At 48.6% G+C, this 18,011-nt stretch carries 12 protein-coding genes; 9 read left to right on the top strand and 3 right to left on the bottom strand.

Going from position 1 to position 18,011, the window contains the following annotated elements:
* The first annotated feature begins 4 nt into the window (after window positions 1-4).
* The 6 genes from ACUNV4_RS17900 (at window position 5) to ACUNV4_RS17875 (ending at window position 7,392) form a co-directional block, all read left to right on the top strand.
* The gene (locus ACUNV4_RS17900; protein ID WP_430879959.1) at window positions 5-1,288 is read left to right on the top strand and encodes an O-antigen ligase family protein; all 1,284 of its coding nucleotides are present in this window, start codon (window positions 5-7) and stop codon (window positions 1,286-1,288) included.
* Complete coding sequence (locus tag ACUNV4_RS17895) at window positions 1,285-2,196, top strand: sulfotransferase family protein (protein ID WP_430879958.1); 912 nt, start codon at window positions 1,285-1,287, stop codon at window positions 2,194-2,196. The genes ACUNV4_RS17900 and ACUNV4_RS17895 overlap by 4 nt, the downstream gene beginning before the upstream one ends.
* 25 nt (window positions 2,197-2,221) lie before the next feature.
* Window positions 2,222-3,349, top strand: coding sequence for a glycosyltransferase family 4 protein (locus tag ACUNV4_RS17890; RefSeq protein WP_430879957.1), 1,128 nt, complete (start codon window positions 2,222-2,224; stop codon window positions 3,347-3,349).
* Window positions 3,350-3,376: 27 nt separating this feature from the next.
* On the top strand, window positions 3,377-4,699 hold the full coding sequence (locus tag ACUNV4_RS17885; RefSeq protein ID WP_430879956.1) for a protoporphyrinogen/coproporphyrinogen oxidase: 1,323 nt from the start codon (window positions 3,377-3,379) through the stop codon (window positions 4,697-4,699).
* Window positions 4,692-5,942 (top strand): glycosyltransferase family 4 protein, encoded by a 1,251-nt coding sequence (locus ACUNV4_RS17880; protein ID WP_430879955.1) that lies wholly within the window; start codon window positions 4,692-4,694, stop codon window positions 5,940-5,942. Before ACUNV4_RS17885 ends, ACUNV4_RS17880 begins: the two co-directional genes overlap by 8 nt.
* A gap of 85 nt (window positions 5,943-6,027) precedes the next feature.
* Window positions 6,028-7,392, top strand: coding sequence for a hypothetical protein (locus ACUNV4_RS17875; RefSeq protein WP_430879954.1), 1,365 nt, complete (start codon window positions 6,028-6,030; stop codon window positions 7,390-7,392).
* Window positions 7,393-7,503: 111 nt separating this feature from the next.
* Here ACUNV4_RS17875 and ACUNV4_RS17870 read toward each other — a convergent pair whose 3' ends face one another.
* The gene (locus ACUNV4_RS17870; protein WP_430879953.1) at window positions 7,504-8,997 is read right to left on the bottom strand and encodes a lipopolysaccharide biosynthesis protein; all 1,494 of its coding nucleotides are present in this window, start codon (window positions 8,995-8,997) and stop codon (window positions 7,504-7,506) included.
* A gap of 310 nt (window positions 8,998-9,307) precedes the next feature.
* Here ACUNV4_RS17870 and ACUNV4_RS17865 point away from each other — a divergent pair, with 310 nt between their 5' ends.
* Window positions 9,308-10,297, top strand: coding sequence for an NAD-dependent epimerase/dehydratase family protein (locus ACUNV4_RS17865; RefSeq protein ID WP_430879952.1), 990 nt, complete (start codon window positions 9,308-9,310; stop codon window positions 10,295-10,297).
* A gap of 41 nt (window positions 10,298-10,338) precedes the next feature.
* Window positions 10,339-11,259, top strand: a complete 921-nt coding sequence (gene rfbA, locus ACUNV4_RS17860) for a glucose-1-phosphate thymidylyltransferase RfbA (RefSeq protein WP_430879951.1) — start codon at window positions 10,339-10,341, stop codon at window positions 11,257-11,259.
* Between the two features lie 39 nt (window positions 11,260-11,298).
* Here the strand turns inward: rfbA and ACUNV4_RS17855 are convergent, their stop codons facing one another.
* Window positions 11,299-12,210: a hypothetical protein gene (locus ACUNV4_RS17855; RefSeq protein ID WP_430879950.1), complete on the bottom strand. Its 912-nt coding sequence runs from the start codon at window positions 12,208-12,210 to the stop codon at window positions 11,299-11,301.
* Between the two features lie 105 nt (window positions 12,211-12,315).
* On the bottom strand, window positions 12,316-15,585 hold the full coding sequence (locus ACUNV4_RS17850; protein ID WP_430879949.1) for a sulfatase-like hydrolase/transferase: 3,270 nt from the start codon (window positions 15,583-15,585) through the stop codon (window positions 12,316-12,318).
* Window positions 15,586-16,030: 445 nt separating this feature from the next.
* Here ACUNV4_RS17850 and ACUNV4_RS17845 point away from each other — a divergent pair, with 445 nt between their 5' ends.
* A complete protein-coding gene (locus tag ACUNV4_RS17845) occupies window positions 16,031-17,728 on the top strand; it encodes a CsgG/HfaB family protein (protein WP_430879948.1) in 1,698 nt (565 codons plus the stop codon).
* Window positions 17,729-18,011 lie beyond the last annotated feature (283 nt).

The following is an 18,011-nucleotide window of genomic DNA, read 5'->3' as shown; positions in this document are numbered from 1 at the left end:
TCAAATGTCACAGTCCAACACCAGAAACAGATTCCGGTTGGCATCACTTTGCTTGCTCATCGCATTTGTACCTTTGCAGTGGGGCCGTATCAGCTTTCCTGGTGGCAGCATCAACATCAGAGATGCGGGCAGTATTCTCTATATCTTGCTCGCCTTCGCGATATTTTTTACCGACAGGCGAAGTCTGGATAGAAGATTCAAGACCATCCTGATCGCCTATCTGCTGGTGGCCGTTACGTCTGCTGTAGCTTTCCTTTCACACGCTACCTTCAATGGTTTCGATCTGATTCAGCAGTGCATGTTGTATTCAGCAGTTATTTATCTGGTTGTCGTTAATGGAGTCAAGTCTACGGACTTGGTTGTGCTGGGACGTATAGGAGCTTTGAGTACAGCTGTATTTCTTGTGTTGTCAGCGAACTCAATGGGAATGAACTTCATCTCCGAGTTTGTTGCCTGGCTGACGCACTACGAATATCGAACCATGTTGTCGTCATTTTACAGGCCGATATTCAATGCATTTTCACCTGAGAGTGATGATTTGCTGATTTCAGGTAGCAAGCGCAACGCCTTCAGCATGAGCCTGTTGCTGATCATGTACCTGTTGGCTTTCGGGTTTTTTCAACTCAATCAGAAGAAATACGCTGTTCTTGATTTCATGCTTTTTCTGTTCCTGCTTCTTCTTGTCATGACAATGTTCGCAAGATCAGCAATCCTAATCATGTTCCTGTCTGTTGTCATCTACATACTTGTACGGCGAGATGTAACGCGTGGTGCAATCATACGTCTCGTTATTTACGGCTCCCTGGGGGCTGGACTCTTGCTCCTGCTCATGACGAACACGGACTTCGGGGAAATAATCTATGAACGAATATTTCTGGATTCATATTCCTACGAATATCGACTTGGCCAGATTGACGAGTTTTTTGATGCTATATCGGGTAACTACCTGACTGGCGTCGGGTTCTATATCTCGTATTCGGGCAATACACTCCACAATTTCTTTCTGGGAAACTGGGCCCATGCAGGAATTCTCGGGCTCCTGGCAGTCTGCTTGATGTACTGGTTTGTTTTCCTGCAGTTTCTGTCGGTAATAACGGCACCTCGTCTCAAGATCCTTGCGATGTTGTTTCTCCCGTTTTTCATCAAGTCGCTGGTTGGTGGTAATGCCGGGTTTCCCGAGTTGTCCGTATTGTTGGCTATGGCCATTGCCCTGGCTGTTCAATCAAATACACTGCGGGCGGAGGGGTTGGTCAGTCGTAGCAGAACAATCAAGAGGCGAAGTCTTTGAACACAGCGGCTAGCTCACCCAACCTGTTGTTGATCGGATTTCCGAGGTGCGGCACGACAGCTCTCGTGAAGGCATTGAATCAGCATGCCGAAATAAGGTTCTGTGAGCCGAAAGAGCCGCATTTTCTGGCACTTGGGACAAAAGAGACCATAATCAAAGGTCCAGGCTCTGAAGCGTTCGATGATGAGCATGTTTATGATCGTATCCGTTGGCAGGCGTTGTTCGGGGCTGAAAGTGGCAGCAGATATATAGGTGATGCATCCGTCACTACGGTCAGCTACAGTGACATGGCCATCAAGAATATCGACAAATACTGTGACGATGACTGTCGTTTCATCGTGATGCTCCGACACCCGGTAGATCGTGCATTTTCCAGTTACCTGTATTGTCTGTCCAGAGGTTGGATTGCTGGAAGTTTCGAGCAAGGTCTGGAGGAGGAAGCTCAGCGGAGAGCTTCAAATTGGCAACATCTCTGGTTTTTTTCGTGGTTGAGTTTATACCGCCAACGGTTGGCACCGTTTATCGATCACTACGGGCGAGAGCGTTTTCACTTCATTGTCTCCGAGGAGTTCACGGAAAGCCCTGATGCGGTACTTTCAGATTTGTTCGAGTTTCTTGAATTGGAGAATATGGCCATTGATACTCAGCAAAAGATCAATGTGGGAGGTAATCCGCGTTCAAAGGTTCTCGCGCAAACCATGTCATTTCTACGCAAGAACGGGTTCATCAGGGAACTGATCAAATCGACTACGTCGCAATCTTTCAGAGAGTCGATTCGTAAAAAGAATCTGACTTCCATAGATATGCTGCCTGAAACCAGGAGCCGGCTGGAGTCTGAATTCCAGAGCACGATAGATTGGACCGAAAGTCTCCTTGGCAGGGAATTACCGTGTTGGAAGAAAAATTGAATAACTGTATGGAGTGGTTGATAGCTTGAGAATCCTTCACATTGTAGAGGCCTCCTTTGCGGGTGTTGGTCGGCATGTTCAGGATCTGGCCGAATGGCAGCAGAAATCTCACGAAGTCACGGTGATTTACGGAAGTAATCGGTGTAGTTCGGGGTTTCTCGCTCGGACCCTCGAAATGCCAGCTGTAAACTGGGTCCCTGTAGAGACATCCCGGTTTGTTAGTGCCAAGGATTGGAAGTCTTTTCAATTGTGCAGAAAGAAGATAGCTGACTTCAAGCCTGATGTCGTGCATGGACACAGCAGCAAGGGAGGCGTTCTGGCACGACTATGTGCCAATCCTGATCAAAGCAGAATAATCTACACGCCTAATGCCATTTATACGATGAATCCGGAGTTGTCTACCTTTATGCGGTTTGCCGTTTCAACTGTGGAAACAAGGTTGAGTAAGCGCACGCATTGTATTATTGCCGTTTCCCCTGAAGAGCGAAGTCACCTGCTAAAGCTCACAATTGATCCGTCCAGAATCGCAATGGTTCCCAACGGCATTGGTGAGATAGGTGAATTCAGGAAAAACCAGGTAAGGAACGATCTGGGCTTGCCTCCAGATAATCTTGTAATGGGGTTTGTAGGGCGGCTGGACCGTCAGAAATCACCAGATGCACTGATCGACGTCTACACGAAACTGTCGTCTGAGGTCAAGCAGCCCGTGACACTCGCCATTGTGGGAGAAGGGCCTATGGGAGATGAGATGCGAGAGGCTGTGCGCGAGAATGGTTTCAATCAAGATCAGATCAGATTCCTGGGATACCAGGATGGACCCAAGTCTATGGCGGCCTTCGATATGTTTGTGCTGCCAAGCCGATACGAAGGATTTCCTTATGTCTTGATCGAAGCTGCTGCAACTGGATTGCCGATTGTGACAACTGTGGAAGCCAATGCCAGTCAGATCGTTCTCGACGGCAAAAACGGATTTGTGCGCGCTTTCGGGGATTCAGAGGGGCTGGCGATGGCGATCTCAAAGTTGCTTTGCGATGTCGAGTTGCGAGATCTTTTTTCTGTGAACGCACGGGATATTGCGAAGAGTTTCACATTGGATAACATGTGCAGGAAAACTCAAGATGTATATCAGAAACAGGGCGGATTGCTGAATTGATGTGTATATCTACAAAGGGCGACTCGTATGAATAGAAGGAGAGTTGCCGTCCTTGGGGCCGGGCCTGCAGGTCTTTCTGCGGCCAGATATCTTTCTGATCACGAACACATTGATGTCACCGTGTTCGAGCAATCAGAGAATGTAGGAGGGCTCCACCAGAGTTTCGAAGTGCAGGGTCAGGAAGGCAGAGAGTTTGATGTCGGAACCATCCTGTTCAATGAAAAGCATGGGCTGTTGGCTGCGTTTCCACATCTTGCGGAGCAAATGATCGCTGTCAGATATGCTCCGCGGGCGATCAATCCTCAATATAGTATTGATCGATACCCGTTTTCGATCGGTCGCTTTGTCAAGGATAATGGTGTTTTCAGAACTGGAATCGCTGTCGCAGATCTTCTCTTCAGCAAGTTGAGGTATCGATCCCGCCAAAGCGTGCCGGATTATTGCAAATACTACATGGGGGGCACCGTATACAAGCGAAGTGGCTTGCAGAATTACATCAAGCGCTTGCACAATGTCGATGATATCGAACTGGACGTGGAATTCGCTATCAGAAGATTGCCGCAGATACGAAACAACTCTCTCAGAAATCTGATTGTTTCAAAGTTGCCGGGAAGGCAGTTGCCTATCAAGCCTGTCAGTGGTCTACGATTGGTTCGTTCCGTGGAAGGGTTCGGTTCAATGTACGAGACGATCAGGGAAGTGCTTGAAGCCAAGGGCGTGTCTATATTGAATGGGCAGAAGCTCGAGTCATTGGTGAGAGTAGACGATACCTTTGAATTGACATCGAACGAGAAGAAATATCAATTTGATGACGTGATATCGACTATTCCGATTCCCGATGCAATGGCATTGATTGGAGAAGTGCCCTCATCTGCCGTAGAGACAAGGAATCTGGTATCGCTGTTCTATGTCGGGAATATTGCGAAGCCAGGCAATACCTTCTTCAACTTTACCTATGATGCTTCGTGGAAACGAATTACCGTGTTTTCCCGGTTTTATGAAACCGGCTCGGATGCACGAGAGGACGATTACTTCACCGTCGAGATTACAGTGGACGATGATGTACAGGAAGACGATATTTCTGTTATCGCGGATGACTTTGAGAAACATATTGAAAGAACTGGATTGACGTTAAAAAAGCCTGAGTTGGTGGGTCATTATCTGACCGTAGATGCCTACCCCGTCTATCGAAATAGTCAGTCTGAAACGGTCGCGCATGAAAAAGCAGTGCTGAAAGAGTTTGGAATCGAGTTGTTGGGTCGACAAGGAAATTTCGAGTACGAGATTTCAAACATAGTTGCCAAACAAGCCCTCTTTCTCACAGAGAAAATGCTGGCAGAAAATGAATAAGCCCGTATCAGGAAGCGAAGCAGATAATTGTCGAACGATGGCTACGGGTGTCGATGCGCGTGATTTGCGTTGTCTATTTACCCTGCGAACACCTGATAATACCGGCGGTTCAAGAGTAGCGCTGGAGTACGCCTCGAGTATTGTTGCCAACGGAGGCAGAGTTCTTGTAGTTCACGGACCAATCGATAACTTTCGCGAGCGGGGAGAGTTGTATCTGGAAGAATTGCGAGAAGCTGGTGTCGAGTTGCTGGAGGACAAATCACTTGATCAGCCCTTCGGAACGAGAATCGTCTCCAGACTGGTCAGGGAGGTCCAACACAGGAAAATTAATATCGTGGTCGGAATCAATCAGCGTGACCGCCCGGTAGCAGTTGCGGTTGCCTGCAAGGCAGGAGTCAAGAGTGTTGTATGTGGGCTGAACCAGTTAGCATTTCATGGCCCACTAATTCTGCCTGCGATCAAACGCAGACTGTACGCGCATTGGGTAAACAAGACAGATTTGATTGTCAGTAGCTCGCAATTTGTTACTCAAGAATATCTTGTTGAGTTTGGCGTTCCTGAAGATAAATTGGTTGAGCTGGTTCACGGTATAGAACTCGAAGACGTGAAGGAATCATCTGGCTTGGTTCGTCAGGTAACGCGAGAAGATTTGGGAATTGACGATAAGACTACGCTATACGTAAATATCGGCCGATTGGAGCGGCAGAAGGGACAGGATATGCTTGTGCAGGCGTTTGCAGATTCGCACTTCAAGAGTACTTCGAAACTGCTGATTGTTGGGTCGTTGGACAATGCAGATCAGGTGCATGTAAGCGAAGTCAAGAAGCTTGTAGGCGAGTTGGGCTTGGAAAAGAGAGTCATTTTTACGGGCTGGCGGAACGATTTCATTGAGTTGCTTTCGGCCGCTGACGTGTTTGTGCATTCTGCAAGATTCGAGGGCTTGCCTTTGGTAGTTCTTACGGCTCTTGCATTGGGAAAATACTCTATTCTTCCGGACAATGCATCGCGACCTCCTGGCTATGTTGATGGCTGTCATGGTTTGCTGTTCGAGAGTGAAAATGTGCGCGCTCTCACCGATTGTATCGACAAGTCGTATTCAGAAGCGCCGGAACGAAAGAGCCAGATGGGTAAGTCAGCAGCGAATTTGATTCGTTCCAGGTACGATATGCAAGTGATCAGGCTGCAGTTTGTCGAACTGTTGCTGGGCGTGCTACAAGGCAAGAAAATGAATATTGCAGCCTGATGTGTACTCGACTTCCGGCATTGATCCTCTTTTTTGATCCTCGAAAAACTCGGTGGTAGAGAGCGAATAATATGCAGGTATCACATTGAAAAGTTGGTTTTCTCTATTGTTGATAGTCGTCGCGTTGACTACTCATACCTCAGTTGCATTTGCCTCTAGAAAGCCGCTTGCAATATTTCTGAACACGCACATTCATCCGGAAGGTGTTGACAGGATAGTGCAACTGCAACCAGGTCTGATTCGATTGTTCCTGGGTGATTGGAAAAGCGAAAAACAGGTAGACCGTCTAATTTCGACCATTGAAGCGTTGGATTCACTGGACGCCAGAATACTGGTCCAGATCAATCTTTTCGAATATCCCGAGGAGACTGAATTTCTCGCCGAAGTACGATCCCTCGCCTCTAGACTTGATGGGCGTGTAGATTACTGGCAGCTGGGAAATGAGTCGGATAGTGCATCCAGGCGATACTTCCCGTATGCAGAGACTGATATGGTCTCATTCGCCAAACTGCTATCCAGCTATTCTCGTGCGATCAAGAGTATTTCGCCGGGGGCAAGGACAGGCGTGTCAGTCAGCACTCGAGTATTCGAGCAGAAGGCCAGGACAAGGATGTTCGAAACTTTGGTGGAAGCAATTCATGGGAACGCGAAAGAGGACGTTCAAACCATTGACATACACTGGCATCGAGAATATGCAGATGCAGAAAAACTCGTGGATCACATTGCACGCGTGAAGTCTTACTTCAAGGGAAGTGAAATTGAATTCCTGATGACCGAAAGTAATACCTACACTCAAGTAGCGCGTATTCGTAAGCAGAATGGCGAAGTCGCCAGAGAGTTGGGGTTCCAGTCAGAGGAAATGCAGGCCTCTTACGGTATTCGCTCTGTTCTTTTAGGCTGTGCGGGTGGCGTTTCCTATACGGCGTTTGGTTACCCTGTAGAAAGAGAGAGTTTTGGGGCAAAAAAAGCTTTCTCGGATCATCCTTTTGCATTGAATGGACTCTGGTACTCGGAGAAAAAACAATACGACAGAAAACAAGTATTCAGTGGGCCCAAGAAGTCTGCATTCAGCTATTTCCTGCTGTCCAGGCTGTTCTCCGTAGCACCGGTAGACCAGTGTATATTTGTCGAGGAAGATGGTCTTTTCAAGGTGCTTGTAGAAGGTCCTGCGGGAAACTACATGTTTGTCTGGAGTATGAGAAAAGAGGCTTACGGGGCTGAGCGCGAGATAACTCTGGAGGTTCCAGAGTTTGCAGGTACGGTTTACAGCATCGACACCATCGTCGCCGAGAAAGAGGAATGGCCACCTGCAAACCTGGATTCATTTCATTTGGAAAAAATCAATATCAGTCCAGGCGCAGGTACGCTGAATGCGACCGTTAAGGAGGGCAAACCGCTTTTGTTGCTGAATGAAGAAATTTTGAGGAAGCTGGAGGAATCAATGCGTTAAGTAGACGCATTCTATTTATTCGCCTGTTGGTTGTTGGGATGGACCTGGATTCGTTTGGTGATCATGCGCAAATAAACAAGCTTGCGCATGATCTTACTCTGGAAGATGATGCTACTTCAGGTTTTTGAATGCCTGGACCGGTGAGAGAGTCGGATGAGTCCATACTCCGACGAGCAACTTGGCCAGGTACCAGATGACAATGGAACGCAGTGAGATCGTGAAAGAAGTTGATATCGCCAGTCCCAGTGCACCGAAATTGTTGGCTGCATACCAGCCCAGAGCCAGTTGTACGATTGCGCTGATGGCATTGACCGTCATGTTGACTTTTTCCTTGCCAGCCATGACTAGTGCCTGGCCACTGTTTCCAGTCAAGCAGTTGAAAAGCTGGCCAATCGCCAGTGCGACCAGCAGCGGGGCACCTGCTGCATAGAAGTCGCCGTATATCGTACTCAGAACCGGACCAGCGAGTAGGCACAAGAATATGAGGAAGGTTATAGTAATTGTTGAATAGACAGTGGCTGTTGTTCTGAGCATGTGTTCAAGATCGCTGAGTCTTGATTCAGAATACAACTGTGCTGTTGATGGGGAGATCGCAATGGCTAAAATTTGCAAGGGTGCTATGGTCTGCAATATCAGCCAGGTGACACTGGCATAAATTGCGGTATCGTCGGGTGGCAATGCTGCGCCTGCGATCCAGACGTCCATTCTAAGCGTCAGAAAGATGAGAATGCTGGAGACTAGAATGCTGCCTGATGAGGCAGCTATTGTTTTGTAGCCCAGTATCTCCATTTGGGTAGACGATGGCTTCGTATCATCTGAAGGTGTCGATACTTCGCTGGTAGCAACTTCTTTGTTCTTCGAGATACGGACGCCTTCTTTTCTGACTTTTGAAACCAAAGCCAACCCCGCTATGGAGCTAACTAACAAGCAGCCACAAAAATAGAACAACGCTGTCGATGTGGAAACTTCCTGTCCGGCGATTACAAGAACCAAGCTGACCATAAGCCAAAGAAATTTGCTGAGAACACCGCCGGTACGTCCATTCAAGAGAGAGGAATCCAACATCTTGTGAAAACCTCTCAATACGGCAGAAAGGTTTTGCTCCATTGATAGGAGTGCGCCCAGTATGATGATGAAAGGTACCACCTGAGGACTCAAATTCAGCCAGTCAGAAAGTCCCAATCTTGAAAGTGTCAGTAAAAGAATGGTTGTTGCGGTAGTAGCCAACGCCCAGATGACTGCCATTCGCTTTATCAATTGTGAGCGATCACTTTCGTTTGATGATCCATATTTGCCTGCGAGGAATCGCACTGATGATTGGTCAAGGCCGAATATGCAGAGAATGCTGACGAAGATCACTGTGTTCAGCGCGACGATCAGCTGACCGTAGGAAGAAGGGTCCAGTGTGCGAGCCAGCAAGGCATGCAGAGCCATATTAACGACAATCGCAGCAATTCTGGTCAACATGACCGTCGCACTTCCGCTCAGCAGACGGCGTTGTAGCTGAGATAAGGTTTTCATCGGTGTTTGTTCAATTGAGTCAACAAGAGTGGTGGCTCCGACTTGTTCTGGGTGGGTAGGAAGGATGCCGAGATAGGCTGCCACTGTTCACAATTCCTGACACAAGGCGCAGATTTTTCTTGCAAGCGTTGTCATATGCTGGCGCCAGTTCAACAGAGCCACGTCAGGTTCAGTGAGTTTTCGTGCGAGCCGGTTCACGTAGATTCTATTCCATTGCTATTGACTCTACATACTTTCGGATTCCGTTATGTGACCTTTTTTCGTTGGGTTACAATGGTGATGTCTCTTCTGACAGGACGTCAACCTGGTGGTCGACCCTCGAAGGGTGAAGTCGTGCTTCACTCCGCACCAAGATGCTCGGCTTGAACAAATTGCGTACTCTGGAACGTGGTTAATGAAGTTATTAGAAAGCTATAAGGGAAAGTCAGTATTGGTTACTGGTGGACTCGGGATGATAGGAAGTTTTGCTGCTACCAAGGCTGCCGACATGGGAGCAAGTGTAAAGGTAATGGACTGTCTTCTGCCTCACCACGGCGGCAATCTGTTCAACTTGAAAGGCTATGAAGATTCAATCGAAATCATGAATGGCGACATTCGTGATCGTGAGAAGATGAAGCAGGTTGTTGAGGGTGTTGATCTGATAGTTCACTGCGCAGCGCATGTTGTATATCCACACAGCATGTCGGATCCGTTTCTTGATCTTGAAATAAACGGCTTCGGCCACTTGTCGGTTCTTGAAGCATGCAGGCACGTCAATCCAGGTGCTCGAGTTGTATTTACCAGTTCCAGAATGAAGTATGGAAACATATCCGAGCTGCCAGTCAACGAGAACCACCCAGCGAATCCACTGGTTATTTATGGGGCCCATAAACTACTTGGTGAAAACTATCAGAATATATATCACAAGCACTTCGGCATAGAGTATACGAATGTTGTCATTCCAAATCCGTATGGCCCTCGACAACATATGCAGCATCATCACTACGGCCTGGTCAACTGGTTCATTCGCCAATGCATGGAAAATAATCCCATAAGTATATTTGGCGATGGCCTGCAACTACGTGATTATATTTATGTGGAAGATATCGTTACCGCCATTCTTCTTGCAGGTGCTTCCGATTCTACCGTTGGTGAAACACTGAATCTCGGCAATGAAAAGGGAATCACGTTCAAGTACATGGTGGAAACCGTGGTAGGTACAGTCGGACAAGGTTCATACGAGCATGTTGATTGGCCGGACAACTACAAGGCAATCGAGACCGGTGGCTATGTTGCTGACATTAGCAAAGCGCGGTCGTTAGGATATGAGCCTGCCTTTACATTTGAGGAGGGTGTTGCAAGGACTCATGAATTCTACAAGAGCAACTGGAAGAATTACTGGTAACGGGATGCGGGTTCGTTTTCAGGGGTTCTGGAGAAAAAATTATGTCTTGTAGCAAGGGTATTATTCTGGCCGGCGGGACCGGTAGTCGTTTGTTCCCTGTAACAAAAGGGATGAACAAGCATCTTCTACCGGTGTACGACAAGCCAATGATATATTTTCCGGTTTCCACATTGATGCTTGCTGGCATAAGAAAAATCCTGTTGATCACCAACGAGTGTGACCTGGATAACTTCAAACGCCTGCTGGGTGATGGTTCCTGGCTTGGTATTTCAATAGAATATGCAATTCAGGACTCCCCAAATGGTCTGGCTGAGGCGTTTCTCATCGGGCGTGAGTTCATTGGTGAGGACTCGGTTGCACTACACCTTGGTGACAATGTGTTTTATGGTCAGGGCTTTCATTCCCTTCTGGAAGCTGCAGCAAAGAAAGAAGATGGTGCTTCGATATTCGCCTATCATGTGAAGGATCCCAAGCGGTTCGGAATAGTAGAATTTGATGAAGAAGGCAGGGTGATTTCGCTAGAGGAAAAACCTGAGAATCCGCGTTCGAGTTGTGCTGTCGTGGGCTTGTACTTCTACGATAATGATGTAGTGAGTATGGCCGAGTCGATAAAGCCATCAAGCCGAGGGGAATTGGAAATCACCGATATAAACCGCCTTTATCTGGAAATGGGTAAGCTATCGTGTCACTGGATGGGGCGAGGCTTTGCATGGTTGGACACCGGTACGCATGAATCGTTGATGCAAGCCTCCAACTTCATACATACCATTGAGGAGAGGCAGGGTTTGAAGGTTGCATGTCTGGAGGAGATCGCCTGTCTCAAAGGCTTTATATCGAAAAGTCAGGCAAAGGATCTTGCTTCTCGTCTACCTGAGTCAACTCGTGATTATCTGTTTGAGCGTATTGATGCCCTGGACGGGGAATCGCGTCATCTGTTCGAGCACGCATTGTCAAAGATGTAGCTATCGGAAAGGCAGTTTCCTCGTTCTGGTTGGTCGGTACTATCGATAGCCAAGAGATTCAAGGTTCAAGCCTGTCTGATCGCTGAGTCGCTGGTTGTCTTCTTCGAAAAAGGAACCGACTCTTTCGCGTATGAGGTCAAGGTGTTTCGACTTGATATTGGACTCGAAATTTTCCGGGGAAGCCCGCTTTACCACGGCTGATGTCTTGTTCAATAACTTGCGCGGTATCTCAGAGCGAATGAGTCCGGAGTCTGAGATGGAAGTTCTGACGAGTAAGCGGTTAAGCCACTTGTGACAGGCAAGTTCCGCATAGGCGCGAGAAGTATTGACCTTCTTGGCAGGGTCACATGTACTGAGCTCAATCTGAAGTCGATTTTCCATTAGTGTTCGCCATTGTGGGAAATCGTGACGAAAAAGTTCATAGGGTACGATGACGACCGACTCACTCCCGAATAGGGAACGATAGATGTCTGCCAGGAAGGAGTATTGAAAGTATCTGAGGTCGAATGTGGACGTTCGATTGTTGGCAAATAAACCTTCTGGGGATAGAAAGTCCTGCAGGCTCAGACTTCCCCCATCATGAAGGTACTGATAATAATATGACTGTATGACTGAAACCTGCTCGCGTATGACGATAAGTATGGATGCGTCAGGGAATGCGCTGTGTATGTTTTCTGCGATTTCCCGTCGGCCGAGAAGTCCCAACATGGGGTATCCAGACAGCCTTTCCGCACTTATTCCGGTAGTTTGGCCAAGTGTTGCCTTTTTTCTGAGGTTGATGATCCAGTCTGGCTCGGCAATATTCGTAGTTCGTGGCGGCACCAGAAATTGCAGGATTTCGCTTATCTTGACATCCTCACAGTGGACTGGGCCATCAGGTGTGAATACCTGGTCTTGTAGCCAACTCGACAAGGCCTTGTGAACTCCAATGTGAATGATAGGGGGGCGCATTGATCGATTGTTTCAAGAGATGGTTGAGGGCAAGTGATCTTGACCTTGATCTCTGCTATTTTCCCACAACATCGAGCTATCAAGTGGGACATGAGCCATTGTTTATCATTCGGTTATTGTGAATGAGTCTGAATTCAACGACCTCAACCCGTCCCCATCGTAGGCCCACATTCCAAGGTAGTAGTCATCTGCAGGTAACCTTGAAACAGCGTACGACCAGCCAGTGGTAGGGCGGAATGGCCCCAGTGGCGCTAAAACTCTCGTGTACTCCTCTTGAAATGATGAGCCATTCCAGTAAAGCTGTGTTGTGCTCGATCGCAAGGTAAGTTCCAGTCGTGTCGCACCGACATCGTCCAGCACTTCACCTCTCAGCCGGTATGGCGGAGCGTTCGGTGAGCTTGCAGGTCTGAGAAACGCAGCTGGAGGAACTTCGTTGTCTGGCCCCACGCCGAGTTCGAGCGTTTCTGTTGTTTCATTGAATGAAGTATCATAGCTGTCGACAGTGAGTATGTATCTCGACGAATGTAGAGAGAACGGCCCATACCGCCAATTCAAGTGCTGCTCAGACTCGTTCGCAAGAATGGTGGGTTCAAAGTGCGTCGCTGTGCTCTGAAAGCCGGATCCGTTCCAGAAGCGTCGTGTTCCAAGATCGCGTATCGCAATGCGCACATGAGATATTCCGGATTCGTCGCTGGTACTGCCATTTATCTGAAAGGTATTTGAAGTTATTCGATTCGATTCAGGCTCGGATATGCTGAGAGCTGGAGGGGATTGGTCAGCGCTGAGTAATGCGAATCGATGCCCGACAACTGTGTTATTGCCAGCATTGTCTTGAAGTTGCAGGCCAGCGAAATAGTCTCCGGAACCCAGTGAAATTGGAAAATCGTAGTACCAGGAAATCTGGCGGTTGGGCCCCGTGATGACAGGTTGCAGAACTACTCTGTCGTTCTGGAAGCTGATTCCGTTCCAGTATCGTTTGGAGGTCAAGTCGCGAACTACAAGTCCGACCTGCTGTAGACCGGAACCAAAGTCTTCTGCAGTTCCGGAAATCCTGGGAGGATTGGACTGGCTACCAGTTTGTTCGGGAGTTGCGAAAACACCTGTGGGGGCTGTATTGTCTGGTCCGGTGCCTTCTGTAATGTTTGTCAATATGTCGGTTGCTGACCTGTTGCCAGCTTTGTCGAACGCCCAGATGCCGAGTCGATGTGAGCCGGCTTCCAGAGAAAGGGTGGGAGACGTCCAGACTAGCGATTGGTTGGAAGTGTATTCACTGTCCACCAATATCCGTGTGTAGTCTGGTTGATAATCCAGTCCGTTGAAATAGTGTCCGCTATCGGTGTTCCTGATGGCGAGTTCGACCCTGTCGATTTCTATGTTGTCGAACGCTTCTCCGGAGAGGGTGGTGGGTGTACCCATATTGTTGGTGTCGGCAGGATATTCGACGGTCGCGACTGGCTTGCTCTTGTCAAGTGGCAAATCGACGGTGAAAAACGCTGTGGCAGCTAACGGATCCTGCAAGCCAGCGGAATCCGTGGTTCTAGCAGATACCCAGTAAGCTTGTCCTTCTGGTGGAAGTTGGGTTGCGTATGACCATCTATATCGGTTGTTTTCCAGCTCTTCCAGCGTGGATTGATTGACGGAATAATCATCGACAAAGTGATCCCCTTGCCAGTACTTTCTGTCATGAACGCGCCTGATGACTATTTCCACTTTGTCTACGGGGACGTTGCTACGGGAGTTGCCACGCAAGACGATATTATTGCTGTCGAATCCTGTGTCATTTGAATGCCGAATTGTGGTAACGAGTCGAGAGTTGTTTGGCGCTGTGTTTCCATCATCCAGGCATTCGGTTCCACTGCAGTCAATGAACTCATCAAGTTTTACATTGAGTGCTTGTTGTTCACTGGATGGCAGATTCGCGTATTGATTGCTTAGTTGCCATGGGTCGCTCGAAAGATCGTAGTACTCGTTTTCACCATTGGCCCAGCGCACGAAGATATCGTCATATCTTCTTAGTGCGACGTAGTTCAGATCAAGATCGACATACGAATTTTTTTTGCGCTCCGTGTTCTCTATAAGCAGACTTTCGCGCCATTGAGCTTCTGGAACAGAGTCGGGTTGCATCAGCAAAGGCATGAATGACTTCCCATCAAGGTAGTGTGGTGCGGGGGCATTTGCTATTGACAGGAATGTCGGCGCCAAGTCGATATGCCCCAACAGATGGTTGTACTGAGTATCAGGTGTGATCCCGGGGCCGGCTACCAGTAGTTCGACTCGAGTAGTTCGATCAAATGGATCCTTCTTTCCGAAGTCTCTGTGATGTCCTTGTTGGAAGCCATTGTCTGAAGTAAGAAAGATGTAGGTATTGTCGAGTTGCCCTTTGTTGTTCAGCGCGTCAACAACGTCACCAAGTAGCTCATCAACGGCTGCGATCGATCTGAGCCTTTCACGAAACCTTTCGTCTTCTGCCCTGATTTCTGCCGCTGATCGCAAGGACAAAGAGGCGTACTGCTGCGTCTTGTCGCTTACATCGGCTTCGTTCAAGCTGGGTACACGTGGCAGACGTACTGACGAAAACAAATCAGCATGACGCGGGTGTGACATCGGGTCTCGGCTGCTGGGAGCATAGTGGGGCGCGAACGGTGCGATATACAGAAACAGGGGACTCGAATAGTCGTGCTGGTTCACTATTTCCGTGGCAGTTTGACTCTCCATGTCTGTGCGGTAATCGAGAGGGAATGGGCGGGTGCGAGAACGATCACCATTGGAAACTCTGGGTAGATCGAAGTAGTCACCGCCAAGACTCGCATGAAACTCGTCCCAGCCGGGTGGGTGGTAGGCTGGGTCTCGGCTGGCAACCGGGTATTCTTCATGGCAGTACTTGCCGACAAGAGCGGTTGTGTATCCGGCTTCTCGCATCCACATGCCCATCTCCGCATCAGTGTAGCCATTGTCGTGGAATATTTTCCACCCAAGAGCGTTCACTTTAACGCCGCTATTGTGCGGATATTGTCCCCGGAACAGCGAAGCTCTGGCAGGCCCGCACAATGGTGCAATAGAATGGAAATTGGTAAAACGCACTCCCTTGTCCTGTACGTATTTCTTCATGTTCGGGAAATACCGTGCGATCGGCAAGCTGCCTAGCTCGTCGTATGTGGCGTCATCCAGGAAGAGAAAGAGGATATTCGGTCGGTCCGCTGCGCCTGCTTTGGTCGGGATGGTGACGAACGTCAGCAGTGTCGACGCGATTATCGAGAACAGCCAGAGTGTAAGAAATCTTACTGCTTTGGAATGACGCATCATGGAAAACGGATTTGTATTATTTGACTGTTCGGTCGCGTGGTGATAAGGGAAATATTGATTCATTGAAATCATGTGAAGCAATGAAGTCCTTGAGTCGCAAGGCGACGTCTTTGCAATGGTTGGGAAGACTGCCTCGGTAACCGATAATGCATGGCTGGTTGTCGGCAATGGCTTACTGGCAGGCATTCATTGAAGGCCTTGGAAACATTACCATAGTGAGGTTCCATCAAACATGCGACACAGTCACAGCCAGTCGTTCTCTGGAACCACCCAAATGGGTTATTCATGAGAAACCGAAAATGGTGTAGGTGGTTGTACATGTGTGACCCGCATACAAGCTTGAGGCAGCGGTAGCTCTAACTGGAGGTTTCTCCCTGTACAGCTCGTAATAACTATGTGTAGAATCCTGAGCCATTCGTAGCGCAGTTGACAGCAGCCAGCGCAAGCTGAGCTATTCAGGAAATCTAATCAGCTATGCTGACCTTGCTCAGGCTGAATTCAAACATGGCACAGGATCGTGATCATAGATAAATACCCATTCAACATCGATGCATTATGCATCAGGTCGGATTTACTACCTGTTTTCCAGCGAGTTTTTGGCCAGATTTCCGCCAATGTGAACAAGGTTTTTTGTCTGAGTGTTCTGTCAATCTTGTTTCTTAACGGTTGCGCCAGTTACGGGCCTGTTCCGGAGCCATTTGATGGGATTCGTTCAAGAGCTGCACCACCCGAGGATAGTCCTACTCACAAGGATTTGATCAGCTTGCCAAAACCGGCGGGAGCAGTGACAGCCGCAGTTTATTCTTTCAGCGATCTGACCGGTCAGAACAAGCCAGCTCCTTCCAGTGGCTTATCGACCGCTGTGACACAAGGAGCAGTGAATCTTCTCATCAAGGCGCTACTCGATTCAAAATGGTTCTTGCCTCTGGAACGCAATGGGTTCCAGAATATCCTCACCGAGCGCAGTCTATGGGATCAACGACTGGCATTGAGTGGTGATGGAACAAGGAGGCTTGCTCCTCTTCCGCCTGCAGGATTGATTATCGAGGGGGGAGTGATTGCCTATGAATTCAACATCCGTTCCGGGGGGGCGGGAGCTAAATACCTGGGAATTGGAGGTTTCAAGAACTATCGAGAAGATGTTCTGACCATCAGTCTGAGAGCCGTCAACGCGCAAACAGGCACGATATTGCACAGCGTCAACAGCATGAAGACTATCTATTCCAGAGAAGTCAATTTGGGTCTGTTCGGTTACGTTGATTTTGATGTCATTGCTGAGGTCGAAAACGGGTTCGCAGTGAATGAACCCGTTCAAAGAGGAGTGGAAGAAGCAATTGAATCGGCTCTGATCGATCTGATTGTTCAAGGAGTGCTGAGTGGAACCTGGAGGTTGGAAAACCCTGCAGATATTGAACATCCAGCGTTTTCCAGATTCCTGAGCGAGGCGGATCTGCAAGCGTACAAGATTCGTGTCAGCTCCGCTCCTGAAATGCTACTTGAGGAGGCTGCAATAGAGCCGGTGGTCAGCAGGGCTCAGGCTGATGATGTCATCAATGGTGCGGGCGAGTCAGTGCCGCCTGCTGAGGCTGCGTCGTCGTCGGGCGATGAGCCCGCGGATAGAGAAGGCATTCCTCGGCCAATACGTCCTGATCCTGGCCCTCAAACTGTCTCTGATGGCATAGCGAGACCAAGAGCGAGTATCGATGAGATTTCCGATGACAGGTTGCCTCGAGTACAGGGTGCAGTTACATCCGCGGGTAGGCAAGAGGAAGACGATGCTTCTGAGTGGACAGCAGTGCAGCCGTCTGATGTTTCAGAGAATGACAATGACGAAGTCACCGAGCTGGTGGAAGAGGTTGCATCGCCAGGATTGACCAGTAGCACCACAGAGGCGGGCCAAGACGCGTCGGTAGATGCCGGGTTGTCGGATGCGGATGGGTCGCTGCCAGCCCCGGGTCAATCAGTGGCGAATGAAAGTGTGCAGGATTCGGTTTTGATTGTGTTTGGTTACGTTGCAGACGCGGAAGAGGCGCGTAAGTTTCACGCCGCTATGGATGAACGGTATGACGGGGTAGATGTGATGCTTCTGAAAGATGATGAAGTCAATGGCTACAGGGTTGGCGTAGGCCCAGTGGAGGATAGTGAAGATGTCCAGGCCATACTCGCTGATCTTGAGCAGTTGGGATTCGAGTCTGTTCAGGTTCGGCCGTTCTAGGAAAAACGGATCCTTCAAGATTTAGGCCGACAGGGAGATTTGCACCGATTGTACATCACGACATATCGATACTATTAAATTGCGAGCTACTTCGCAAACTATCTATTGGTATAGGAAGTGATTATCTGTCGTTTATGGCTCTGTTAGATGTAGTTGTTAATGATAAAAAGGACGGGAGATTCGTTGGATTGATCTGATGCAATTTACCGTTGCATGGTGATGATTATTCGCATAGACTCATCAAAAAATTGACGCATATTCGGTTCGGTTGAAAATGGATTTG

The sequence above is a fragment of the Granulosicoccus sp. 3-233 genome (assembly GCF_052681095.1).
The sequence above is the reverse complement of the archived record's forward strand: the minus strand, read 5'-3'. Positions and strand labels throughout refer to the sequence as shown.